Source organism: Acinetobacter sp. FL, assembly GCF_040744925.1.
In the GTDB taxonomy this organism is placed as follows: domain Bacteria; phylum Pseudomonadota; class Gammaproteobacteria; order Pseudomonadales; family Moraxellaceae; genus Acinetobacter; species Acinetobacter radioresistens.
This window is the reverse complement of record NZ_CP160437.1, coordinates 1,828,829-1,849,120: the sequence shown is the minus strand read 5'-3', so window position 1 is coordinate 1,849,120 and position 20,292 is coordinate 1,828,829. Positions and strand designations below refer to the sequence as shown.

The 20,292-nt window shown below is 39.7% G+C and carries 15 protein-coding genes and 2 CRISPR repeat arrays (1 of these 17 running past the window's edge); of the genes, 9 read left to right on the top strand and 6 right to left on the bottom strand.

Going from position 1 to position 20,292, the window contains the following annotated elements; translation table 11 throughout:
* A CRISPR array of direct repeats spans positions 1–1,565; the repeat unit is 28 nt; unit sequence TTTCTAAATCATCTAAGCGATGACGAAC (it extends 2,544 nt beyond the left edge of the window).
* 97 nt (positions 1,566–1,662) lie between these two features.
* The 5 genes from cas1f to ABZP31_RS08650 are packed head-to-tail and all read right to left on the bottom strand — an operon-like array spanning position 1,663 to position 6,401.
* Positions 1,663–2,616, bottom strand: a complete 954-nt coding sequence (gene cas1f / locus ABZP31_RS08670) for a type I-F CRISPR-associated endonuclease Cas1f (RefSeq protein WP_262475980.1) — start codon at positions 2,614–2,616, stop codon at positions 1,663–1,665.
* 11 nt (positions 2,617–2,627) lie between these two features.
* Positions 2,628–3,236: a type I-F CRISPR-associated endoribonuclease Cas6/Csy4 gene (locus ABZP31_RS08665; RefSeq protein WP_262475981.1), complete on the bottom strand. Its 609-nt coding sequence runs from the start codon at positions 3,234–3,236 to the stop codon at positions 2,628–2,630.
* A 2-nt stretch (positions 3,237–3,238) separates the two neighbouring features.
* Complete coding sequence (gene csy3 / locus ABZP31_RS08660; protein ID WP_034680311.1) at positions 3,239–4,303, bottom strand: type I-F CRISPR-associated protein Csy3; 1,065 nt, start codon at positions 4,301–4,303, stop codon at positions 3,239–3,241.
* Positions 4,304–4,332: 29 nt separating this feature from the next.
* Positions 4,333–5,238 carry a type I-F CRISPR-associated protein Csy2 gene (gene csy2 / locus ABZP31_RS08655; RefSeq protein ID WP_034680313.1) on the bottom strand — a complete coding sequence of 302 codons (906 nt, stop codon included), beginning with the start codon at positions 5,236–5,238 and terminating at the stop codon, positions 4,333–4,335.
* Positions 5,235–6,401 carry a hypothetical protein gene (locus ABZP31_RS08650; RefSeq protein WP_262475984.1) on the bottom strand — a complete coding sequence of 389 codons (1,167 nt, stop codon included), beginning with the start codon at positions 6,399–6,401 and terminating at the stop codon, positions 5,235–5,237. The genes csy2 and ABZP31_RS08650 overlap by 4 nt, the downstream gene beginning before the upstream one ends.
* 277 nt (positions 6,402–6,678) lie before the next feature.
* Positions 6,679–8,866: a CRISPR direct-repeat array (repeat unit 28 nt; unit sequence GTTTGTCATCGCATAGATGATTTAGAAA).
* Positions 8,867–8,990: 124 nt separating this feature from the next.
* On the opposite strand from ABZP31_RS08650, the gene cas3f reads away from it, so the two are divergent.
* Positions 8,991–12,227 (top strand): type I-F CRISPR-associated helicase Cas3f, encoded by a 3,237-nt coding sequence (gene cas3f / locus ABZP31_RS08645; protein ID WP_367156789.1) that lies wholly within the window; start codon positions 8,991–8,993, stop codon positions 12,225–12,227.
* A 74-nt stretch (positions 12,228–12,301) separates the two neighbouring features.
* On the opposite strand, the gene ABZP31_RS08640 is transcribed toward cas3f, so the two are convergent.
* Positions 12,302–13,183 (bottom strand): LysR family transcriptional regulator, encoded by an 882-nt coding sequence (locus ABZP31_RS08640; RefSeq protein WP_262476078.1) that lies wholly within the window; start codon positions 13,181–13,183, stop codon positions 12,302–12,304.
* Positions 13,184–13,279: 96 nt separating this feature from the next.
* Here ABZP31_RS08640 and ABZP31_RS08635 point away from each other — a divergent pair, with 96 nt between their 5' ends.
* From ABZP31_RS08635 to mdcH, 8 genes are all read left to right on the top strand, one after another.
* Positions 13,280–13,711, top strand: coding sequence for a PACE efflux transporter (locus tag ABZP31_RS08635; RefSeq protein WP_005026480.1), 432 nt, complete (start codon positions 13,280–13,282; stop codon positions 13,709–13,711).
* A 460-nt stretch (positions 13,712–14,171) separates the two neighbouring features.
* On the top strand, positions 14,172–15,851 hold the full coding sequence (mdcA, locus tag ABZP31_RS08630; RefSeq protein ID WP_367156788.1) for a malonate decarboxylase subunit alpha: 1,680 nt from the start codon (positions 14,172–14,174) through the stop codon (positions 15,849–15,851).
* Positions 15,851–16,735 (top strand): triphosphoribosyl-dephospho-CoA synthase, encoded by an 885-nt coding sequence (locus ABZP31_RS08625; RefSeq protein WP_367156787.1) that lies wholly within the window; start codon positions 15,851–15,853, stop codon positions 16,733–16,735. Before mdcA ends, ABZP31_RS08625 begins: the two co-directional genes overlap by 1 nt.
* A 2-nt stretch (positions 16,736–16,737) precedes the next feature.
* Positions 16,738–17,040: a malonate decarboxylase subunit delta gene (locus ABZP31_RS08620; protein WP_367156786.1), complete on the top strand. Its 303-nt coding sequence runs from the start codon at positions 16,738–16,740 to the stop codon at positions 17,038–17,040.
* Positions 17,030–17,881 (top strand): biotin-independent malonate decarboxylase subunit beta, encoded by an 852-nt coding sequence (locus ABZP31_RS08615; RefSeq protein WP_248134934.1) that lies wholly within the window; start codon positions 17,030–17,032, stop codon positions 17,879–17,881. Before ABZP31_RS08620 ends, ABZP31_RS08615 begins: the two co-directional genes overlap by 11 nt.
* Entirely contained in the window at positions 17,878–18,705 is an 828-nt protein-coding gene (mdcE, locus tag ABZP31_RS08610) for a biotin-independent malonate decarboxylase subunit gamma (protein ID WP_248134932.1), read from the top strand. The genes ABZP31_RS08615 and mdcE overlap by 4 nt, the downstream gene beginning before the upstream one ends.
* Positions 18,702–19,316, top strand: a complete 615-nt coding sequence (locus ABZP31_RS08605; RefSeq protein ID WP_248134930.1) for a malonate decarboxylase holo-ACP synthase — start codon at positions 18,702–18,704, stop codon at positions 19,314–19,316. The genes mdcE and ABZP31_RS08605 overlap by 4 nt, the downstream gene beginning before the upstream one ends.
* 1 nt (position 19,317) lies before the next feature.
* The gene (gene mdcH / locus ABZP31_RS08600) at positions 19,318–20,244 is read left to right on the top strand and encodes a malonate decarboxylase subunit epsilon (RefSeq protein ID WP_248134928.1); all 927 of its coding nucleotides are present in this window, start codon (positions 19,318–19,320) and stop codon (positions 20,242–20,244) included.
* The last annotated feature ends 48 nt before the right edge of the window (positions 20,245–20,292 follow it).

Below are 20,292 nucleotides of genomic sequence, written 5' to 3'. Positions count from 1 at the left end.
GAACGTGGCGGTGGTGGCGGTTCTGGTGGTAAGGGTTTTCTAAATCATCTAAGCGATGACGAACCTCCGCGTACTGGTAAATCACAGTACGCACTTTTTCTAAATCATCTAAGCGATGACGAACATCCTTTCTTTAAGCGGTATTTGATTGATCAATTTCTAAATCATCTAAGCGATGACGAACAACGATAACACACCATTCCTGAATCATTTGCCTTTCTAAATCATCTAAGCGATGACGAACCTAGATGAGCGTGCTCGTTTTAATGAGGCTATTTTCTAAATCATCTAAGCGATGACGAACGATGAAGGCAAAGTATTTAACCAGTATCGAGATTTCTAAATCATCTAAGCGATGACGAACTCTTTGATCCTCACCAAAAATTAAGTGGTCAGTTTCTAAATCATCTAAGCGATGACGAACTTAGTGATTCATTCATTTTCTTATTTCTCAGATTTCTAAATCATCTAAGCGATGACGAACACGCAGTATTGACCGCCGGGCATTTGGGTACATTTCTAAATCATCTAAGCGATGACGAACGATCTTTTTTATCGCATTCATTATCAAAAAGCTTTCTAAATCATCTAAGCGATGACGAACAAGAAGCATCTGAAACTCGCTGATCATTAGAATTTCTAAATCATCTAAGCGATGACGAACACCGTCAGGAATAGACTGCCATTCATTAAAATTTTCTAAATCATCTAAGCGATGACGAACCTGCAAAGATGATCTTCCAGTGGGATTTCTCATTTTCTAAATCATCTAAGCGATGACGAACAAAAGAATGGGCGTTATATTGCTTACTCTCAATTTCTAAATCATCTAAGCGATGACGAACTCTGAGTCACTCGTTTTTTGTTTATCAAATAATTTCTAAATCATCTAAGCGATGACGAACGTCCCTCTACTGGTGGGCCGACCACTGGCGATTTTCTAAATCATCTAAGCGATGACGAACATAAAGTTTGAAGCAGAGCCGTAATGTTGTTTTTTCTAAATCATCTAAGCGATGACGAACACCGCTGTCGCGACACGTACCGCCATACGCACTTTCTAAATCATCTAAGCGATGACGAACTCAATTGAACCTTTCAAGTTATCTTTTGAATCTTTCTAAATCATCTAAGCGATGACGAACCGCATTCATTATCAAAAAGCGGAGTACAAGAATTTCTAAATCATCTAAGCGATGACGAACCCAGTTTCGCAGTTTAACTACAAAATCGCATATTTCTAAATCATCTAAGCGATGACGAACAGATCAAAAAGAAGTTCTTTTTTTCTCTCTTTTTTCTAAATCATCTAAGCGATGACGAACATGAACTTGAACAGCTCCAGCAAATTGTGACTTTTCTAAATCATCTAAGCGATGACGAACTCTGAGTCACTCGTTTTTTGTTTATCAAATAATTTCTAAATCATCTAAGCGATGACGAACTAGAAAGCGGTACAGTCATCGAGCCATACATATTTCTAAATCATCTAAGCGATGACGAACCAGAAGCGGAAAGTAACAAATTAATGCAGTTGTTTCTAAATCATCTAAGCGATGACGAACTAGAGTTAAGTTAAAACAAAACTCTTGAAATCAATTATATAAGTTTTTAATGAGTGAAAATACTTCGTTGTAAAGTATAAAACTTAATTATATGATTTTATTTAATTTTACTACATATGTCAGTAATGAAGCCAAACATGTAATCTAAAATATCTTTGTCTTGGCATGTTTCAATAAGCTGCATTCGGAATTCTTTTTGATTTAATCCTTTTGCTGCACATGTAAAAGCAATTGGCATCACAAAAGCATCTTTCACTAGATCAGCTAGGTCAAAGACTAGACCCCCACGACGTGTTTTACCGTGCAAAATAGGGAGAGCAAAGCTAATTCCCATTCCATTTAAAGCAACTGCCGCATAGCCGTAGGCAATATAGTTTCCATGATCGAGATAACTGTTGGCTATATCAGCAATAGTATCATGAGAATTTTTTCCTTCATCGCGAATGAACTCAACACCAAAGCCTTTAGCAAGTTGCTTGTATAACGTTTTGGCCCAACGACCTTCGGCTGCAAGTAATTCTTGTTGATTTTCTGAACGATCAATATCTTGTTTAAATGTGTTTAAAGCATTCTCATCAATATAAATACCAGATTGAATCAAATCAAAATTTTTTTTCCATGAATGTGATACGAGGGCAATACGTTCGAGTAATAATATTTTTGCCATGAGTAATCGTGCATCATCTTCTAGCCATGCTTTCATCCAGATTTGCATATATTCAGTGGGACGATATTCACTTTGAGGCGCTAAAAATGTTAAGTCTAATGATGAAAATAAAGGGGAGCCGCCAGAACCGCAAAACCCAACCATGACATTAGATTCTGCTAAACGTCTGGCAGCCGCATCTGTTAATGAACTACCTTTACCAAGTAGTAAAAAGGCTGTGTTTTTCTCTGGAATATTATAAAAATATTCCACAGGCTGTGAGTTCTCCGTCAAGTAAACAATTCGATCATCTTTTAAAACGACACGAACTCTCTCTAAATAAAAAACGCAGGCACGCTTTGAAAGCATAAGTGGGCGGCTGCGTTCCTGACGGAGTTGACTCATATTATATTTCCTTAAAAAACGGGTAGGGCAAAAGGACTTTCCTTACGAGCAAGCCCATAGCTATCTGGTAGTCCGTATCCCGCATTTTCGCTGTCCTGCACATCAATAATTACTGTAAAACCATGACCTGTACTGCTGACCACCTGAAAGAAGGGCATTCCTTTGGCAGTTTTTAAGCGTCTATCTCTTAAAGGTTCATTTTGATGAGAAAGCTTTGTACGTTCAGTTTTCTGAGTTGGAATACGAAACTTTCGATAACTTTTCCAACCAGAAATTTTGGCAGTAGGAACAGGGATTGCGGAACCTAAAACGGTATAGTCGCGAATTTTCCAGTGTCCTTTAATTGCCTCGATTAACCCATCTAACTCCTCCTGTTTTTCTGCAAAAATTCGCAAAATATCAAAGTTTGGTTTAGCTGAACGACCATGTTTTTTTTCAAACTGTTCCTGCTTCGCTTTCAATTTATCGGATATCTCCAACGCAAGCGCGTAATGCGCAGGTAGTTTTCGAAATGCACCATGAATGACGGTGTAAATTTGATTCCGAATATGGCCCAGTTTTAAATCCGTATCATCTGATGACTCAAGAACACGAATATCCAGATAGTAATTAGCATCCATGATTATTTACCCTCGGAGTACACACCACCACGAATTAAACATGCAATCAGGAACATGCCTTTTTCGCTATTTGGGTCAAGTTCATCAATTTCCTTTAAAATATCGAATGCAGAAACTTTGTCTTTACCTACACGATAGAAAATCTGTCCTTCTAAGTTTGCACCGTTAGGTTCTACTGCAATTGGCTTTTCATCGTTTTCTTTAAACTGTGGATACCAGGTATCAATTGTTCTTAGCGCATTTCCGATTTTTTGGTCACGTAATGCAGCTTGACCAAGATATTGATTGTCATTGGCTTTGTGGTCTGGTTTTTTCGGTGTTAATTGATATAAAGAGCGCGAAAATCCTTCAGGCTTATCCTTTCCTAAGTAGTTTTGAGAGGGAAAAACTTCTACACCACCCATACCAAAGTCAACAATCGCTTCAATGTGTAAGGCAGCATTTGTTGATTCGCCCGTAATCCCTTTTAATAAAATGTCTGCTAGTTTTTGTTCTTGTTCAGACGGTCGATCAAAACTCTTAAGGTTGTAGGAAAGGGCATCAAAGCTAAATGTTTCAGGGTAGTCCTGAGCAGTCACTTGAATGGTAATACTTTCAGCGACAATACGGTTACGCCATAACCAGCGGCCATTCACGATATTGCGTACATAACGGCGCACAACTTCTTTTAGTCCATCGCTTTCTTTAGTGTGATTTACAAAATTTAAGAAAGCTTGACGGAAGTTATATTCTTCATTTTTATCTGTACCTTTGGCAGATGCCGTAGCAAATAGGACGCAACTTAAATCAATAAAACGAAAGTTCCATTTTACTAAAAGTTTAGAATTCAGTTTCAGTTTAACTGACTCAGTGACTTGGATATTAGTAACTTCGCGGGCTAGCGAATTACCTGTTGCAGCCCCTTTTTCTTTATTACCTGCGACATTTTGAGTTCCTCGAATACCGTGATACATCACATGTAAAGGCTCTTGTTTGCCATCTTCAAATAAATTAAAAAAAGCCCCGTCACTCACCACTGTACCGCGTTGTAAAGAAAGACTACCCGGTAATTTCTTAAAAATTGTCATGTGAAAAATTCCTTATGTTCAAAAATGATTTATGCATTAACGCAATTTTGTTTTAAAAGAAAAATGTCGTCTTGTGGCCAGTGGTAGGTCCACAATAGTTTTTGCAAGTTATGCCAAGTGTCATCCTCAGCCTCGGTATTTTTCCTTAGAATCTCGCCTAAAGAAAAATACTGAACAATGCCTGTAAGTGGTTCTGCATAGGCATGTGCTGTAGTTTCCTGATCTTGTGCTTGGCGAATACCTGCTCGTTGGTCTGTGAGTGGCTCAAGTAGGGCGTACCCCAAATTAGTTGCCGATATCCAACTTAAATTTTGGTCATTAAAGAAAGTTCTAAGTGCATCTACTTTTAATGCCAACAGTTGGGTAAATGCCTGAACTCGATTAATTTGTTTACGCTGCTGATACTCAATAAGCAAATCTTGTCGATCTAAAATGGCAAAGCCAGTTTTGATTTTCTTTAGGGCTGCTTCTAATTCATTTTCAGCATGGGTGGTAATATCTAAAAACTCGATAATTTGTCCGCCAGCAAAACGGCTACGTTTTAGAATATTGGTGAGTTTTTCTGGACTAATTCGAGAACTTGTAAATTTAATCACAAGGCTAAATTCTATATGACACGATGCTGTTGGCTGTAGAGCAAGATTTATATTTTCTTTAGCGTAACCTTTACCGTCTCCTTTGGCATAGTCTTTTTCATTTATGAATACTGCTCCGCGACGTTGAGAAGGTATGAATCGGCCCCAAGCTTGTTCGCCTAAACGCTGTTGGTCATGATGAATATAAATAATACCTTCTTCTTGAGTGCCTAATTGTCTTGCTAAATGATGTGCAAACATATTGGCTGCAAACAAAGGTACACCACCTAATAAAACGCCATTGGTTTGCATATTTGCATTTTGTACTCGCATACGAGGAATCACGACATAACGACTCATCGAACAATCTCCCGTAAGCGGCGGGCGATATAACCTTCAGCATTGCTATCTAGGCTAATCGTTATAGTTTCATTATTGATTTCGATATCAAAGGTTTCATTGGTGATTTTTCTAGCAAGATAATCGGAGAATTTAATTCTCCAGTGATCATCTCTTAGCTCTGGGTCAATCAAACCTTGCAAAACAAATGGAAGGCTCGGATGAACCCAGAATGAAGGACGCTCAATTTCTTCCATACTTGGTAAAATTGATTCAGCTTCTTCTAAAATATTTTTTTGAAAAGTCGCCTGTCTTAAGACATCTTTAGCAAGGATGTTCAGGAAAATAACTTCCTGATCTCGAACATCCCGATTCGTAGAAGGAGCGAAAATCTCAAGGTTATGCCAATTTTGAATGGTATTCGTCGCGGTGATAATAAGTTGGCGATTTAAAATTTCTGACCACTCTTTAATTGCTTCTTTTGCTCGTTTAGTCCCATTAAGCAGTTTTATTTTACGGGATAGTCGTATCGTAAATCCGTTATAGAAAATTGCTAAGGCTTGGCGTACTTTTTCACTTGCTTGAGGAGCATCAACTGTAATAGGGCGTTGCATTGAACGAACAAAGCTTCCGACATTTTGTGGATTGGCTCTGCCAATGCCAAAAATAGCAGTTTGAATGCGGTTAAACTCACTGTCTTTTTCTTTGCGTAATTCATTTACAGCATCAACTTCTTGGTTCACAAGATAATTTACACCAGCAGCAGTAAGTGGGCTTACTGAAACATACTCACCATTTTTAGGAATTAGAAGCTGGCGCATACGTATATCAATGTTTTCTGTACCGGCTTGATACGGCTCATTAAAAATAGATGAAATGGATGGCTTGAGCTGTTCCACTTGTTGTTGAAACTCAGCTTCTTCTGAATGGATGTCATTATTAATCATGGCTGCTTTTACGACTTTAAAAATAGAAGCCGTTTTACCTGCATTTGCCTGATAATCAGTGGGAATCAGGAAGTCTTCATTTAATAAAGTTCGAGCACTGAGATAAGGTAAATCAAGTGCTTGTTGATTACTTAAACGAATCCCGCCTTTTTCAATATTGGAGTTAATCGTTTTTAAACTAAAGTGCACTGATTCTTCTAAAGCGTTTATAAAAATATCAGTTTGTGGTTCAGGCATTATTTTCTCCATTTTTATTATTTAAACAATTTTTAACAGATTTTTTTAAAAATGAAAGTGATACATGGCATTATTGCGACAAATTAAGTCGTAAGGACAACAGGTTAAAAATACTATATGCTTAATAGTTTTAGCCTAAGATGATTAGGTTAAACTTTGAATTTTTAAAAAATTAAATTTAATTCAATAGTTTATATTATTTTCTTAATTTGAAGGTTTAGATTCATTAAAAAGTCTATACTATTGTTTTTAAGAGCTTTGCTTTGACTTGGCTCTAGTTTGTCATCGCATAGATGATTTAGAAAAACAACAACCTGTACCCAAATGCCCGGCGGTCGTTTGTCATCGCATAGATGATTTAGAAAGACAATACCTGATACATCAACATCAGCATTGGGTTTGTCATCGCATAGATGATTTAGAAATGTACCCAAATGCCCGGCGGTCAATACTGCGTGTTTGTCATCGCATAGATGATTTAGAAAAGTACCTGAACCAGAGCCGTCACCATCACCACGTTTGTCATCGCATAGATGATTTAGAAATTAAGGTAGTCGAAGCTCAATTTCAGCTTGGCGTTTGTCATCGCATAGATGATTTAGAAATAAGCAACCTGTGCCAATTCCATCCCAAACAAGTTTGTCATCGCATAGATGATTTAGAAATACCGACTCGTTATGATCAATGTAATCAAAGTGTTTGTCATCGCATAGATGATTTAGAAAACAGGCCCCAGCAAAGTGGAAAAAGGGGCAAAGTTTGTCATCGCATAGATGATTTAGAAATTAATGGCGGATTATGGTCAGGAAACCTGCGCGTTTGTCATCGCATAGATGATTTAGAAACACGCCATTTCCATCGTCAAAAGTGGAGTACTGTTTGTCATCGCATAGATGATTTAGAAATGAATCTTGCGACGAGTTGAAAAATCCTTAAGGTTTGTCATCGCATAGATGATTTAGAAATATGCGATTTTGTAGTTAAACTGCGAAACTGGGTTTGTCATCGCATAGATGATTTAGAAAAAGTGAGATAAAACATTTAGTTATCCCCTTTGGTTTGTCATCGCATAGATGATTTAGAAATCAATAACGCCTGCACCTGATCCGCCTCAAAGGTTTGTCATCGCATAGATGATTTAGAAAATATCGTTTGGGCGTGACTGCATCGTTGTTATGTTTGTCATCGCATAGATGATTTAGAAATTGGTCTAGCATGACCGTTTCAGAAGCAAAACGTTTGTCATCGCATAGATGATTTAGAAACTAAATAACAATGTTCCTGAATTTGCTGAAGTGTTTGTCATCGCATAGATGATTTAGAAAACTGAGGTCATAAGGAGCTGTAAAGCTTGTTGGTTTGTCATCGCATAGATGATTTAGAAATTAGTCGATTAGCCAGGCGTGTAACCTTTGGAGTTTGTCATCGCATAGATGATTTAGAAATTGAAGTGGCGCCGGATATTGAAATGGATTTCGTTTGTCATCGCATAGATGATTTAGAAAGCGATATGCCATTCAAGGACGAGCAATTTAATGTTTGTCATCGCATAGATGATTTAGAAATTCTGCCTCCTTACACTCGTCGAAGCTCCTCGGTTTGTCATCGCATAGATGATTTAGAAACTGCTGCAGTTAAGAAAAATGAAAGATTAGAAGTTTGTCATCGCATAGATGATTTAGAAATACTTCATTTACAAGTATGGCTTTTAAGTTTTGTTTGTCATCGCATAGATGATTTAGAAATCATCAGAACATGGTTCAGCCAGTTCTTGATAGTTTGTCATCGCATAGATGATTTAGAAATATAAAAAGACGCCGCACCAGCTCGATCCGGAGTTTGTCATCGCATAGATGATTTAGAAACGCAGGAGGACATTGAATTGGTTCTTGTGTCGGTTTGTCATCGCATAGATGATTTAGAAATCATAATTAGTTATATGGTAAAGCTTACCCATGTTTGTCATCGCATAGATGATTTAGAAACATTGCCGGAAGTACATACGCTTAATCATTTGGTTTGTCATCGCATAGATGATTTAGAAAAAGAAATATCCCAATCGTCATATTGTGACGAAGTTTGTCATCGCATAGATGATTTAGAAAAGCCACGAGTCGGTTTTCCAATCTTGTTTACAGTTTGTCATCGCATAGATGATTTAGAAATGAGTAAGGGCAATAAATTTCTCATCCATGATGTTTGTCATCGCATAGATGATTTAGAAGTACAAAACTATCATTATTTCCGGAATTCCGGAGTTTGTCATCGCATAGATGATTTAGAAAATTAGAATACGTGGACTCCTTCAAAGAAGGGCGTTTGTCATCGCATAGATGATTTAGAAAATTATTGCGGAAACAAGAGTATAGTTTTTATAGTTTGTCATCGCATAGATGGTTTAGAAAAGCAGGAAAGCGGAATTCAATAGTCGCACTGTGTTTGTCATCGCATAGATGATTTAAAAAATCTAATTTCAATATTTAAGACGACATATTTTGTCGTTAAAAGATAGTATTAAGCAGATTAAGACTGTCTCTTTTTAAAACAAAAGAATATATTTTTATTATATTTAAATTTTAATAATAAGTTATGCATGTCATTCTCATTTCCGCTTGTGAAAAAAGAGCTTTAAAGAAAACAAGAGCAATCTTGGATAGCTATGCGATTCGTACAGGACATTCATCTTGGCAAGCACCCATGACCATGGATGGCTTAAAAGAAATTCGTAGTGCATTAAAAAAAGTGGCAACCCGACAAACTGCGGTAGCTGCGTACATTAATTTTGGTGTGCGAAGAATGAAGCTTGCATGGGTTGTGGGCGCAAAACATAAATTTGCATACGGCGGTGCCTATCCGGTTGCATCGACCAAAAAACAGCAAAAGTTATTGATGCTAGATGAATGGGTCAAAGCAAGTAGCTTGTTGGCAGGTGCAGCAGGGGACATGCATGATATTGGTAAGGCCTCACAACATTTTCAGAACAAATTAAGTCCAGAAATGGCAGGACAAAAAATGAGAGATGATATTCGACATGAATGGCTGTCTCTAAAATTATTGCAACAACTCAGAAAAAATGGATGGGACTGGCAACTTGTCTGGAAGAATTTAGATAAAGGTTTAGATAAATTTACTTTAGGTGATCGACAGGAAATTGAACAGGGAATCCAAAACGAATTAGAAGCAGTTGATTATTTAGTTGTGACACATCATGGCTTATTAGGCGTGGAAGAAGCTTTAAAAAATGATCCACTCGCATTACCCCATTATGAAAATCATGTCCGTACATTAGTTCCAAGCCGTGAACAAATGAGCTGTGCAGGTGAATTGCCAGACTCTATTTTTAAAAGCCATCAAAAACGTATGCAGCGTTTAACGGCATTAATACCAAAACAAAAAACAGACCCGCTTTTATATTGGAAAGCCTTAGCACTGCATTCGCGAGCAGCGCTGATTCATGCCGATCATATTATTTCGGCACAACAATATTCTTTGCAAAAGCCTGAAAATGTATCGTTATTTGCAAATACAAAGCTTAAAACGATAGACCAGGACAAGAAAGCCAAATTACAAGATCAGCCACTAGAATGGCATTTACACCAAGTCGGAGATCGGGCTTCACGCATTGCAGTTCAAATGATGACTGATTTGAGTTTATCAGGGTTATCTGAACAAACCGTTGAATACATCTGTCAGCCAACAACTCACCCACGTTTCCAATGGCAAAATATCGCAGCAAATACATTGCAAAAACATATACAGAAGCATCCTGAAACACCGGCACTGGTATTTAATATTGCAGGGACAGGAAGCGGGAAAACCCGTATGAATTTGCGCGCTGCCTGTACCTTACGACCAGATGACCCAAGACTAGCGATTGCGCTTAATTTGCGTTCTCTAACATTGCAGACTGGGCATGCACTTAAAACATCGATGAATCTATCGGAAGATGAAATCGCCGTGATTATTGGAGATACCGTTACTCAGACTTTATTCGATCAAAGTAAAGAGAAAATTGAGTTCGTTGATGAAGATGAAAATCGTCCTGAGCCTATGTTTGATGCCTGGGGTGAGGACTGTGAATTACCTGAATGGTTACATCCCTTATTTACGGTTGAAAAAAATGGGCGTAAAGTTTTGGATCAAAAGGAAACGACCATTCTTGCTTCGCCTTTGTTAGTTTCAACGATTGATTATCTGATTGCAGCCGGTGAGCCTCATCGACAAGGACATCACGTTAAAGCATTACTTAGAATAATGAGTAGTGACCTGATTTTAGATGAAGTGGATGGCTATGAGCCCAAGGCATTGATTGCTGTTTTACGTTTAGTTCAGCTCGCTGCAATGTATGGTCGAAATGTGATTTGCTCGTCGGCAATCTTATCACTGACCGTTGCCAAAACAATTCATCGAGCCTTTGAATCGGGTATGCAGATGCGGGCAGCCCTGTATGACACCGAGAAAAAATCTATCATTGCGATTATTGATAATGAGCTTAAACCCCAAGTCTGGTTAGAACGATCAAATCAAAAATCAGAATTTAATACAAACTACCAAAAGCATTTAGATAATTTACAAGTTCACTTGCTCTCTAAGCCTACCCATCGACTGGCTCAGTTACTTTCGTTACCTGAAACTACAGTTTTATCGTGGAAACAGTCGGTATTGGAAGGAGTAAAGCAACTTCATCAAGAGCATGCATGGCATTTTAAAAATACAGAAAAGAAAATTTCTTTGGGGCTTATACGGGTTGCCAATATTAAACATGCAATTCGACTTGCCCAGTTTTTATCAGATCATTTACCTGAGGCAAAAATAGCTTGCTATCATGCGAATGACTGGCTTATTTCAAGATTTTATAAAGAGCAACGTCTAGATCAACTTTTAACAAGGCATAAAGACGGTAAAAAAAGAAAAACGGGTAATGAGCAGATCGAGCAAGATGATGAAATGATTGATCTCATTCAAAAATCTAATTCTTTAAATATTCCCTTTATTGTGGTTGCGACACCAGTAGAAGAAGTGGGACGAGATCATGATTTTGATTGGGCCATTATTGATGCCTCAAGTGTGCAATCCATTGTACAAACAGCAGGACGAGTCAATCGTCATCGATTGGAAAAAGTACAGCAACCCAATATTATGATTCTACAGTGGAATTATCGTTATTGTGAACAACGAGATATTGAAAAAAACAAGCAACAAACCAGACAGCGCAGACGCGTATTTGTTTATCCGGGTTATGAAGGATATGGTTCATCGGTAACATCAACTTATTCATCTCAAGATTTAAACGAGCTTTTGCCTTGGGATCTTCAATCTCAATTAGTGATTAATGCCCGATTGCGTTTTGATCAGTTAAATTGTTTATTTGCAAAATATGATGATCAACAAATTAAAAGTTTTTGCCAGAATTATTTTAATGATCAAGGAGATCAGTTATTTTCTCGGTCTGATGTAGATGCAAGTATCATGACAGAGAATATTTATAATTTAACGCCTTTACGTGAACGTAATTATCAAGAAACCTATATGTTTGAGTGGGCTGAGAGCTTAACTGTTAAAAAGCAAGTATATGGTTTTGATGCGAAAGCGACGAAGACGTTAAAATATCCGAAATATGATTTGGTATGGGACCAAGTGAAATTCGAAGAAATTCCTGCTAAACCGCAAGCATGGTTAGCCCTCACTCCCCAACAAATGAAAGATTACTGTGACGAGTACCAAATTGCCCATGAGCAAGGCTGCCGTTTATCTTTAACACTTTACAATAGAGATGCAGTATCTATGTGGTCTTATGATTATGGCTTTGGCATCATGTCAAAGTAGATTAATTTTTACATTTAAAAGATAAGGTTCAAGAAAAAATTTTCCTATTTAATCTAATCTAGTCATTATTTTGATCAGTCTTCGCGGATCAGCTCTATTAATTCACGAGAGGCTTTAGGAAGTACCTTATCTTTTAACCAGACCAAATAGACCGGCATAGGGAGCTGATTTTGTGTATTTTTAAAATTTAACTGGATTAGTCGGCCAGTATCAATCAGATCTTTTACCAGAGATAAAGGAAAGTTACCCCAGCCTAAGCCTATCTCCACCATATCAATTGCTGTCTGTAAATGATTGGTTCGCCAGTAAGAAGCACCTATCACAGGCCTTAAATCTGTTATGTCTAGCTCGGTACTTGCAACTAATATCTGCCGTACATTAATCAGATCTTCAATAAAAATTGCATCTTTATTTGTATGTACCAATTCATGGTTTGCTGAAATTGTAGCTATCACTGTCTCTGTAGTAACAAGCTGCAAATATTCCTGCATCTTAATATTTTGACCGGAACTGGCCAGACAGATACTGATCTGTTCTGCATAAAGCATATGCAGAATATCATCCTGTGGCGCTGTAATAACTTCAATATGAAGCAGGGGATATTTTGAGGCAATTTTTTGTATAGCCAGCAAGAGCTTCCGGTTATTTACATCAGAAACGACACCTATTTTTAAAATATTCTCTAGGCCCAAAGACAGTTCACATGCATGCTTCGTCATCTGCCTAAGTTGCTCTGAAATCATTCTGGCTTGGGGTACTAATGCCAGCGCCGTAGCTGTAGGAATAACCTTGCGTGGAGTCCTTTCAAAAAGCATTAGTCCTAATTCTGCCTCCAGGTTGGCTATACCCATGCTCACTGCCGACGGAACCCTGCGTAAATTTCGTGCGGCCGCAGAAAAAGAGCCTGCATCGAGAACAGCAAGAAATAATTCAATATTTTCACTACTAAAATTCATTTGTTATCAGTTCAACTGAAAGCCATTAACTTTATCAATAATTCTAACTGAAATTAAAATAGGGAATCTTATCAATTTGTTCAGGTAATTACATTCATGCAAGGAATGAAACGTCGAGTAGTCTATATCACTAGCTATGAAATCATCGGAATGGGAATTTCTTCGCTATGTTTCGCTTTATTGACTGGCAGCACATTAAGCCATACTGGACCTCTAGCAATTTTAGTGACCAGTATGGCGGCACTTTGGAATCTGGTATATAACCTGATGTTCGAAGCATGGGAAAGACGTCAAACGATGCGTACCCGTACTGTGAAACGGCGTATAGCCCATGCAATAGGGTTTCAGCTCACCCTAATTATTTTTCTGATTCCCCTTATTGCCTGGTGGATGGAAATTACATTACTCAAAGCATTTATTTTAGATGCTTCTTTAATTGTTATTATTCCTTTTTATACTTTTACCTTTAACTGGATTTTTGATCAATTATTTGGTGTACCGCTTTCTGCTCAACCTATAGCTAAATAGATTTTATTAAAAAATAATATTGAGGGTTTTTTTGATCTATAGAAAATATACAGAATAGAAGTATATTTTCTATATTGTAAATTAAATAATATGTGAATAAGTTTTTGATTTTAATTAGATTATATTTTATGGGATAAAGTATTGTTGATTTATCATGATATTATAAAAATATAGGAAGATTATATTTAAAACTAATTTAATGTTTTAATTAATACTATAAATAATGAAATATACTAAATTAAAAATTTATTTTATATAAAAAATAATTGAGAAACTGAAAAAGAATTATATGTCTATTAATAGTACTTAACTACTTCCTCTTAATTAGAATCTTTAACATGTTACTTCAAAGTAGTTTTAAATCATTAACTTTAGGTTAATGATTCTGCTTTCAGGTTGATTGATCCTGCATACTAAAAAGAGTTTTATAGGTCAGGAGATAAGTATTAAGGAAAGCCTCATGGAAGGTTCGGTTCAGAATAAAGAACGTATATGGACAAAACGTCGACATGCAAAACAACTCAAACTGGAAATGGCTGCAAAATATGCCGATGGCTGCATTATTCCGGCAGAAGATATTATAAAAGTATTAGAAATATTGATTACACCAGGCGACAAAGTAGTTCTGGAAGGAAATAACCAGAAACAGGCAGATTTTTTATCTCGTTCACTGATACAAGTCAATCCGGAAATTCTGCATGACCTGCATATGATTATGCCCAGCGTTGGGCGTCCGGAACATCTGGATCTGTTTGAAAAAGGTATTGCCCGCAAGCTGGACTTTTCTTTTGCAGGAACACAAAGTCTTAGAATCAGTCAATTAATTGAAGACGGGCTACTCGAAGTTGGAGCCATTCATACTTATATTGAACTCTATTCACGGTTACTGGTTGACCTTATTCCCAACGTTGTACTTTCAGCAGGTTTTATGGCAGACCGGCAGGGTAATATCTATACCGGCCCAAGTACAGAAGATTCTCCAGCTTTAATAGAACCTGCTGCTTTTAGTGACGGTATTGTAATAGTCCAGGTAAATGAACTGGTTGATGATGTTACAGATTTACCACGGGTTGATATTCCTGCTTCATGGGTAGATTTTGTCGTGGTAGCAGATAAATCATTTTATATCGAACCTTTATTTACACGTGATCCGAAACACATCAAGCCTGTGCATATATTGATGGCCATGATGGCGATCCGCGGTATTTATGAACGTCATCAAGTGCAATCTTTAAATCATGGGATCGGTTTTAACACAGCAGCGATTGAACTGATTTTACCTACTTATGGCGAATCTCTGGGTTTGAAAGGCAAGATTTGCCGCAACTGGACACTCAATCCGCACCCGACATTAATACCTGCCATTGAAACTGGTTGGGTGGAAAGTGTGCATTGCTTCGGGACCGAGCTAGGCATGGAAAAATATATTGCTGCCCGCCCTGATGTATTTTTTACCGGTCGAGATGGCTCATTACGTTCTAACCGTATGATGTGCCAGTTGGCTGGACAGTACGCAGTAGATCTGTTTATTGGAGCAACGCTTCAGGTAGATGGAAGCGGGAACTCTTCCACAGTTACTAAAGGCCGACTTGCCGGTTTTGGTGGAGCGCCCAATATGGGCCATGACCCTCGTGGACGCAGACATGCCACACCTGCCTGGCTGGACATGCGGACCACACAACAAACTGATACAGATACTTATCTCGCTCGTGGCAAGAAACTGGTTGTACAGATGGTAGAAACCTTTCAGGAAGGCGAGAAACCTACTTTTGTAAATACGCTTGATGCGGTAGGTGTAGCTCAAAAGGCTGGTATGGCACTGGCACCTGTCATGATTTATGGTGATGATGTAACCCATTTACTCACTGAGGAAGGAATTGCCTACCTATATAAAGCCTGCAGTATGCAAGAACGAGAAGAGATGATTGCAGCGGTTGCGGGTGTAACTGATATAGGTCTTAATCATAACCCTAAAACAACTGAACGCCTGCGTCAGGAAGGTCTGGTGGTCTTTCCAGAAGACCTAGGGATACGCCGTACTGATGCAACACGCGAATTACTGGCTGCCAAAAATATTGCAGAGCTTGTGTCCTGGTCAGATGGCTTATATCAACCACCTGCAAAATTCAGGAGCTGGTAATGATGGCTGTTTTAACCGGAACTTCTTTGACTGTGGCCGAGCGGCTGGCTGAATTTGCCGTCCAGGCATTACTAGATGAAGTAAATCTGACTCCTAAGCCGGCACTGGTCGATCAGCGTGGCAGTGGTGCACATGATGACCTTAGCCTTGAGCTGATGGAGCATTCGGCACAAAGCCTGTTTCCCATGTTTAAGGCAATGGCTCAGGCCGCAGAGAAATATGGAACTGTCTGTCAGTCATTAAGAGAAAAAATTGGTCATATTGGGCGTCAAGGCGAGAAGCAAATGCTGCAGGTAACTCAAGGCATTAATACGCATCGTGGTGCAATCTGGTCACTTGGATTAATGGTCACTGCTACAGCGCTTACTCTTGAAAAGCAGAAAAGGCTAACGGTACCTGACTTATGCAGGCTTGCCGGAAAAATTGCCTGTTTGGAAGACCGGTTTATTCCAGTACAGGCATTAACACATGGCCAGAAAATCCGGCAGCAATACGGCATAAATGGTGCCAAACAGCAGGCCCAGCAAGGTTTTCCAGTAATAGTTCAGTACGGTTGGCCGCAATTATGCCTGAGCCGTAGTAAAAGCATAAGTGAAAGTCATGCACGGCTTGATAGCTTGCTTGCCATGATGTCACAGCTTACAGATACCTGTGTCATTTATCGGGCTGGCCTTTCCGGGCTAGAAGAGATGCAGGACGGTGCAAAATATGTTCTGGCCTCAGGAGGAAGTTCTACCTTAAAAGGACAGCAGGCTTTACAACAGCTAGAACATGATTTACTGGCCATTAGAGCGTCGGCCGGGGGAGCAGCAGATTTACTGGCAGCCTTACTGTTTCTGGATAGCATAAGCAGAATGGACCATAAAATATTAAAGGATGACTAAGTATGGAAATATTAAATTTTGAATTTAATGCGGGAAAAATACCTCAAAAATCTATTGTAGTTGGCTGTGTAGGTTCAGGAGATCTGGAAATCCTGATAGAACCCGGTTCAGAAAGAAAGCTTAAAGTCAGGGTAACAACTTCAGTAGATGGCAGCAGTCAGCGTTGGAATAACCTGTTTGAACGGGTATTTACCAGCCAGCTTCCGCCAGCAGTCAATATTGATATCCACGATTTTGGAGCGACACCGGGAGTTGTCCGTTTAAGGCTGGAACAGGCCTTTGAGGAGATAGAAAATGCCGGATAAAAATAAACTACTAGAACAGCAGAGCTTTATTGAATTAAATGCCCGTGAACGTGCTTGGTCATTTCTGGACCCGGACAGCGGGCGTGAACTGCTTGATCCATTTGCACGAATTATGTCGCCGTGGCTGCCCAAGCAAAATATTGTACCGCAGGCCGATGATGGCGTAGTAATTATCAAAGGATTGATCCAGCAGCAACCTACTGTTGTCATCTCAATTGAGGGTGTATTTCAGGGAGGAAGTCTTGGGGAAGTCGGCGGTGCCAAAATTGCTGGCGCACTTGAAATGGCAATCGAAGATAACCGTCAGGGAATTCCGACCACCGCTATTTTACTGCTAGAAACTGGTGGCGTACGTTTGCAGGAGGCTAACTTGGGTCTGGCTGCTATTGCAGAAATTCAGGCAGCAATTGTTGAGCTTAGACAATACCGGCCTGTGATTGGAATTATTGCAGGAAGTGTGGGTTGCTTCGGTGGAATGTCAATTGCAGCAGGGTTATGCAGTTACCTGATCATGACACAGGAAGGCCGTCTTGGGTTAAACGGACCACAGGTAATTGAACAGGAAGCAGGTATACAGGAATATGACGCTAAAGACCGTCCTTTTATCTGGAGTATTACCGGAGGGGCTCAGCGCTTTGCCAGTGGCTTGGTCGATGCTTATGTACAAGATGACCGAGAACAAATGAAACAACAGGTGATTGGCTATATGCAGCAGGGTATACCTCAACTGCATCGCAGTTCAGACTATTCTTTTTATCTGCCCAAACTCAGTCAAATAGATACATCAGAACAATTATTGCCTGTTCAGGTGCAAGCGTTGTATCAGGGAGAACAGACATGAATATGGACATAAACGCCATCAAGTTTTCAGTTCGGGGTAAACACTGGTTTGAAATTTTAACCCGAGGTTTCCAGAGAATTGAAACTGGCATTCATTCTCTGCTGGTTGCCGATGGACAAATAGACGGGCAGATGTTGCGGGTATTTGCAGTTGTACCGGATATTCATAATCACTTTCCACGGGCACGCAAAGGCGAGGTAGGACTCCTTGAAGGATGGTCACTGGCAAAAGCTGTAGATCAACTTATTCAACTCGATAAAGGAAAAAGAGATAAGCGTGCAATTTTATGTATTGTCGATGTGCCGAGTCAGGCTTATGGGCGTCGTGAAGAATTGCTGGGGATACATCAGGCTTTGGCCGGTGCAGTAGACAGTTATGTACGTGCACGTCTGGCCGGACATCCGGTAGTCAGCCTACTGGTCGGAAAATCAATGTCGGGTGCTTTTCTGGCTCATGGCTATCAGGCAAACCGGATTTTAGCATTAAAAGATTCTGGCGTGATGGTACATGCCATGGGCAAGGAATCTGCTGCCCGCGTGACATTACGTACAGTAGATGAGCTGGAGCAACTGGCTGCCAATATACCACCAATGGCGTATGACATTGAAAGCTACAACACATTAGGACTACTGTCTGACATGCTGGAAGTCAGTGATGCAGACCAGCCTACCGGCCAGGACATATTTAATGTCCAGCAGGCTCTGGTTCATGCATTTATCAATATTAGGCAACAGGGCATGACTGACCTTAAACACCGTTTGAATGCAGAAAATCGTAAAGCCTCTAAACAGGTACGTGAATTATTACGTGAGCAATGGTCATGAATACTCAGCTGCAGCCACATGACTTGCTGTGGGGAATGACGCCGGCTATGTTACCGCAAGATGCGCCTGAGTGGGTAGCACATGAATTGTCACGGGAAGTGCCGGTGGTGATACGCCGTGCATCTACCCGTCCTGCTGTAATTGCAGTCGGTATTCGTGGAAAATGCCGTAACCTACGCTATGCCACCGAGATGCCTGTTCAGGAGATTACCCAACATATCAAGCCTGAGGCGCTGGTGAAAACAGACCTTGCCGAGTTTCCCCATCTCCAGCAAAGCCTGGAACTGGTAGGGCAGGTTATGGAAAGTATTGGCTTACCTTGGGGTTATACCGGTAGTACAGGCTTTGAACTGGCAACCGGTCTGAGAACAGTGACAGAACAGAGTGATATAGACCTGTTAATACGTGCAGAGTGCTTAATGGAAAAAGAGCAGGCACGAACTATTTTACAGCAGCTCGATGCTCTGAAACTCAAAATAGATGTACAGCTTCAGACCCCTTCAGGTGGCATCGCATTAAGGGAATGGGCACAAGCAGCAGGAAGTATTTTACTAAAACATCAAGATGGGGCTGTTTTAGTGCTCAACCCTTGGAAACTGGAAGGAGCTTAGTATGAGTTCGATCTGGGTATATCCGGGTCAGGGCGCCCAAAAAGTCAATATGTTACATGAGCTGCCAACCCATAAACTGGTGAAACAGTATTTTGAACATGCGTCTGACGTTTTAAAACAGGATGTGCGGCTACTGGACCAACCTGAAAATCTCAGAACAACTTATGCAGTTCAGTTATGTTTATATCTGTCGGGCATAATTAGTTCTGCTCTTCTAACTGAACAGAATCTTTATCCAGACTATGTAGCCGGTTTATCGATTGGAGCATGGGCAGCAGCGACCGTCGCCGGTGTAATCAATTTCGAAGATGGTTTAAAACTTGTGGCCAGACGAGGCGAGCTAATGCAACAGGCCTATCCGCAAGGATATGGCATGACAGCAGTGATCGGCACAGATCGTATGAGGGTGGAACAGTGGATATCACAGGTTCGTATAGAAATTCCAGATATATACATAGCCAATATCAATGCCAGCAATCAGATAGTCATTTCAGGTTCAGATGAAGCAATGCAGCAGGTTTCCAGACTTGCACGTCTGGACGGTGCAATTATAAAACGTCTGGCAGTCAGTGTTCCTTCACACTGTGTATTGCTTGAACCGCAAGCCAAACAGCTACATATCGATATAAAAGGAGTAGCTTCCGCACAACCTAAAATTAAATATTTAAGTGGTACCTCTGCACGTTTACTGCAAACAGATGCCCAGATACTCGATGACCTTACTTTTAATATGAGCCGGATGATTGACTGGGAGAGTACGGTCCAGGCTGCTTGGGAAAGAGGAGTCAGATTACATATTGAAGCTTTACCCGGCACTGTACTGACCGGCTTGGCACGAAAAATATTTAAAGAGGGTTCAGTTTTATGTTTTCAGAATACTCAACTGGACAGTTTGATCACTGTAATGCAAAAAGAGCAGGTAAGCTGAAGTAAAACCTAGCTAAAACAAAATGATGTAACTCAATGGATAGAGGAA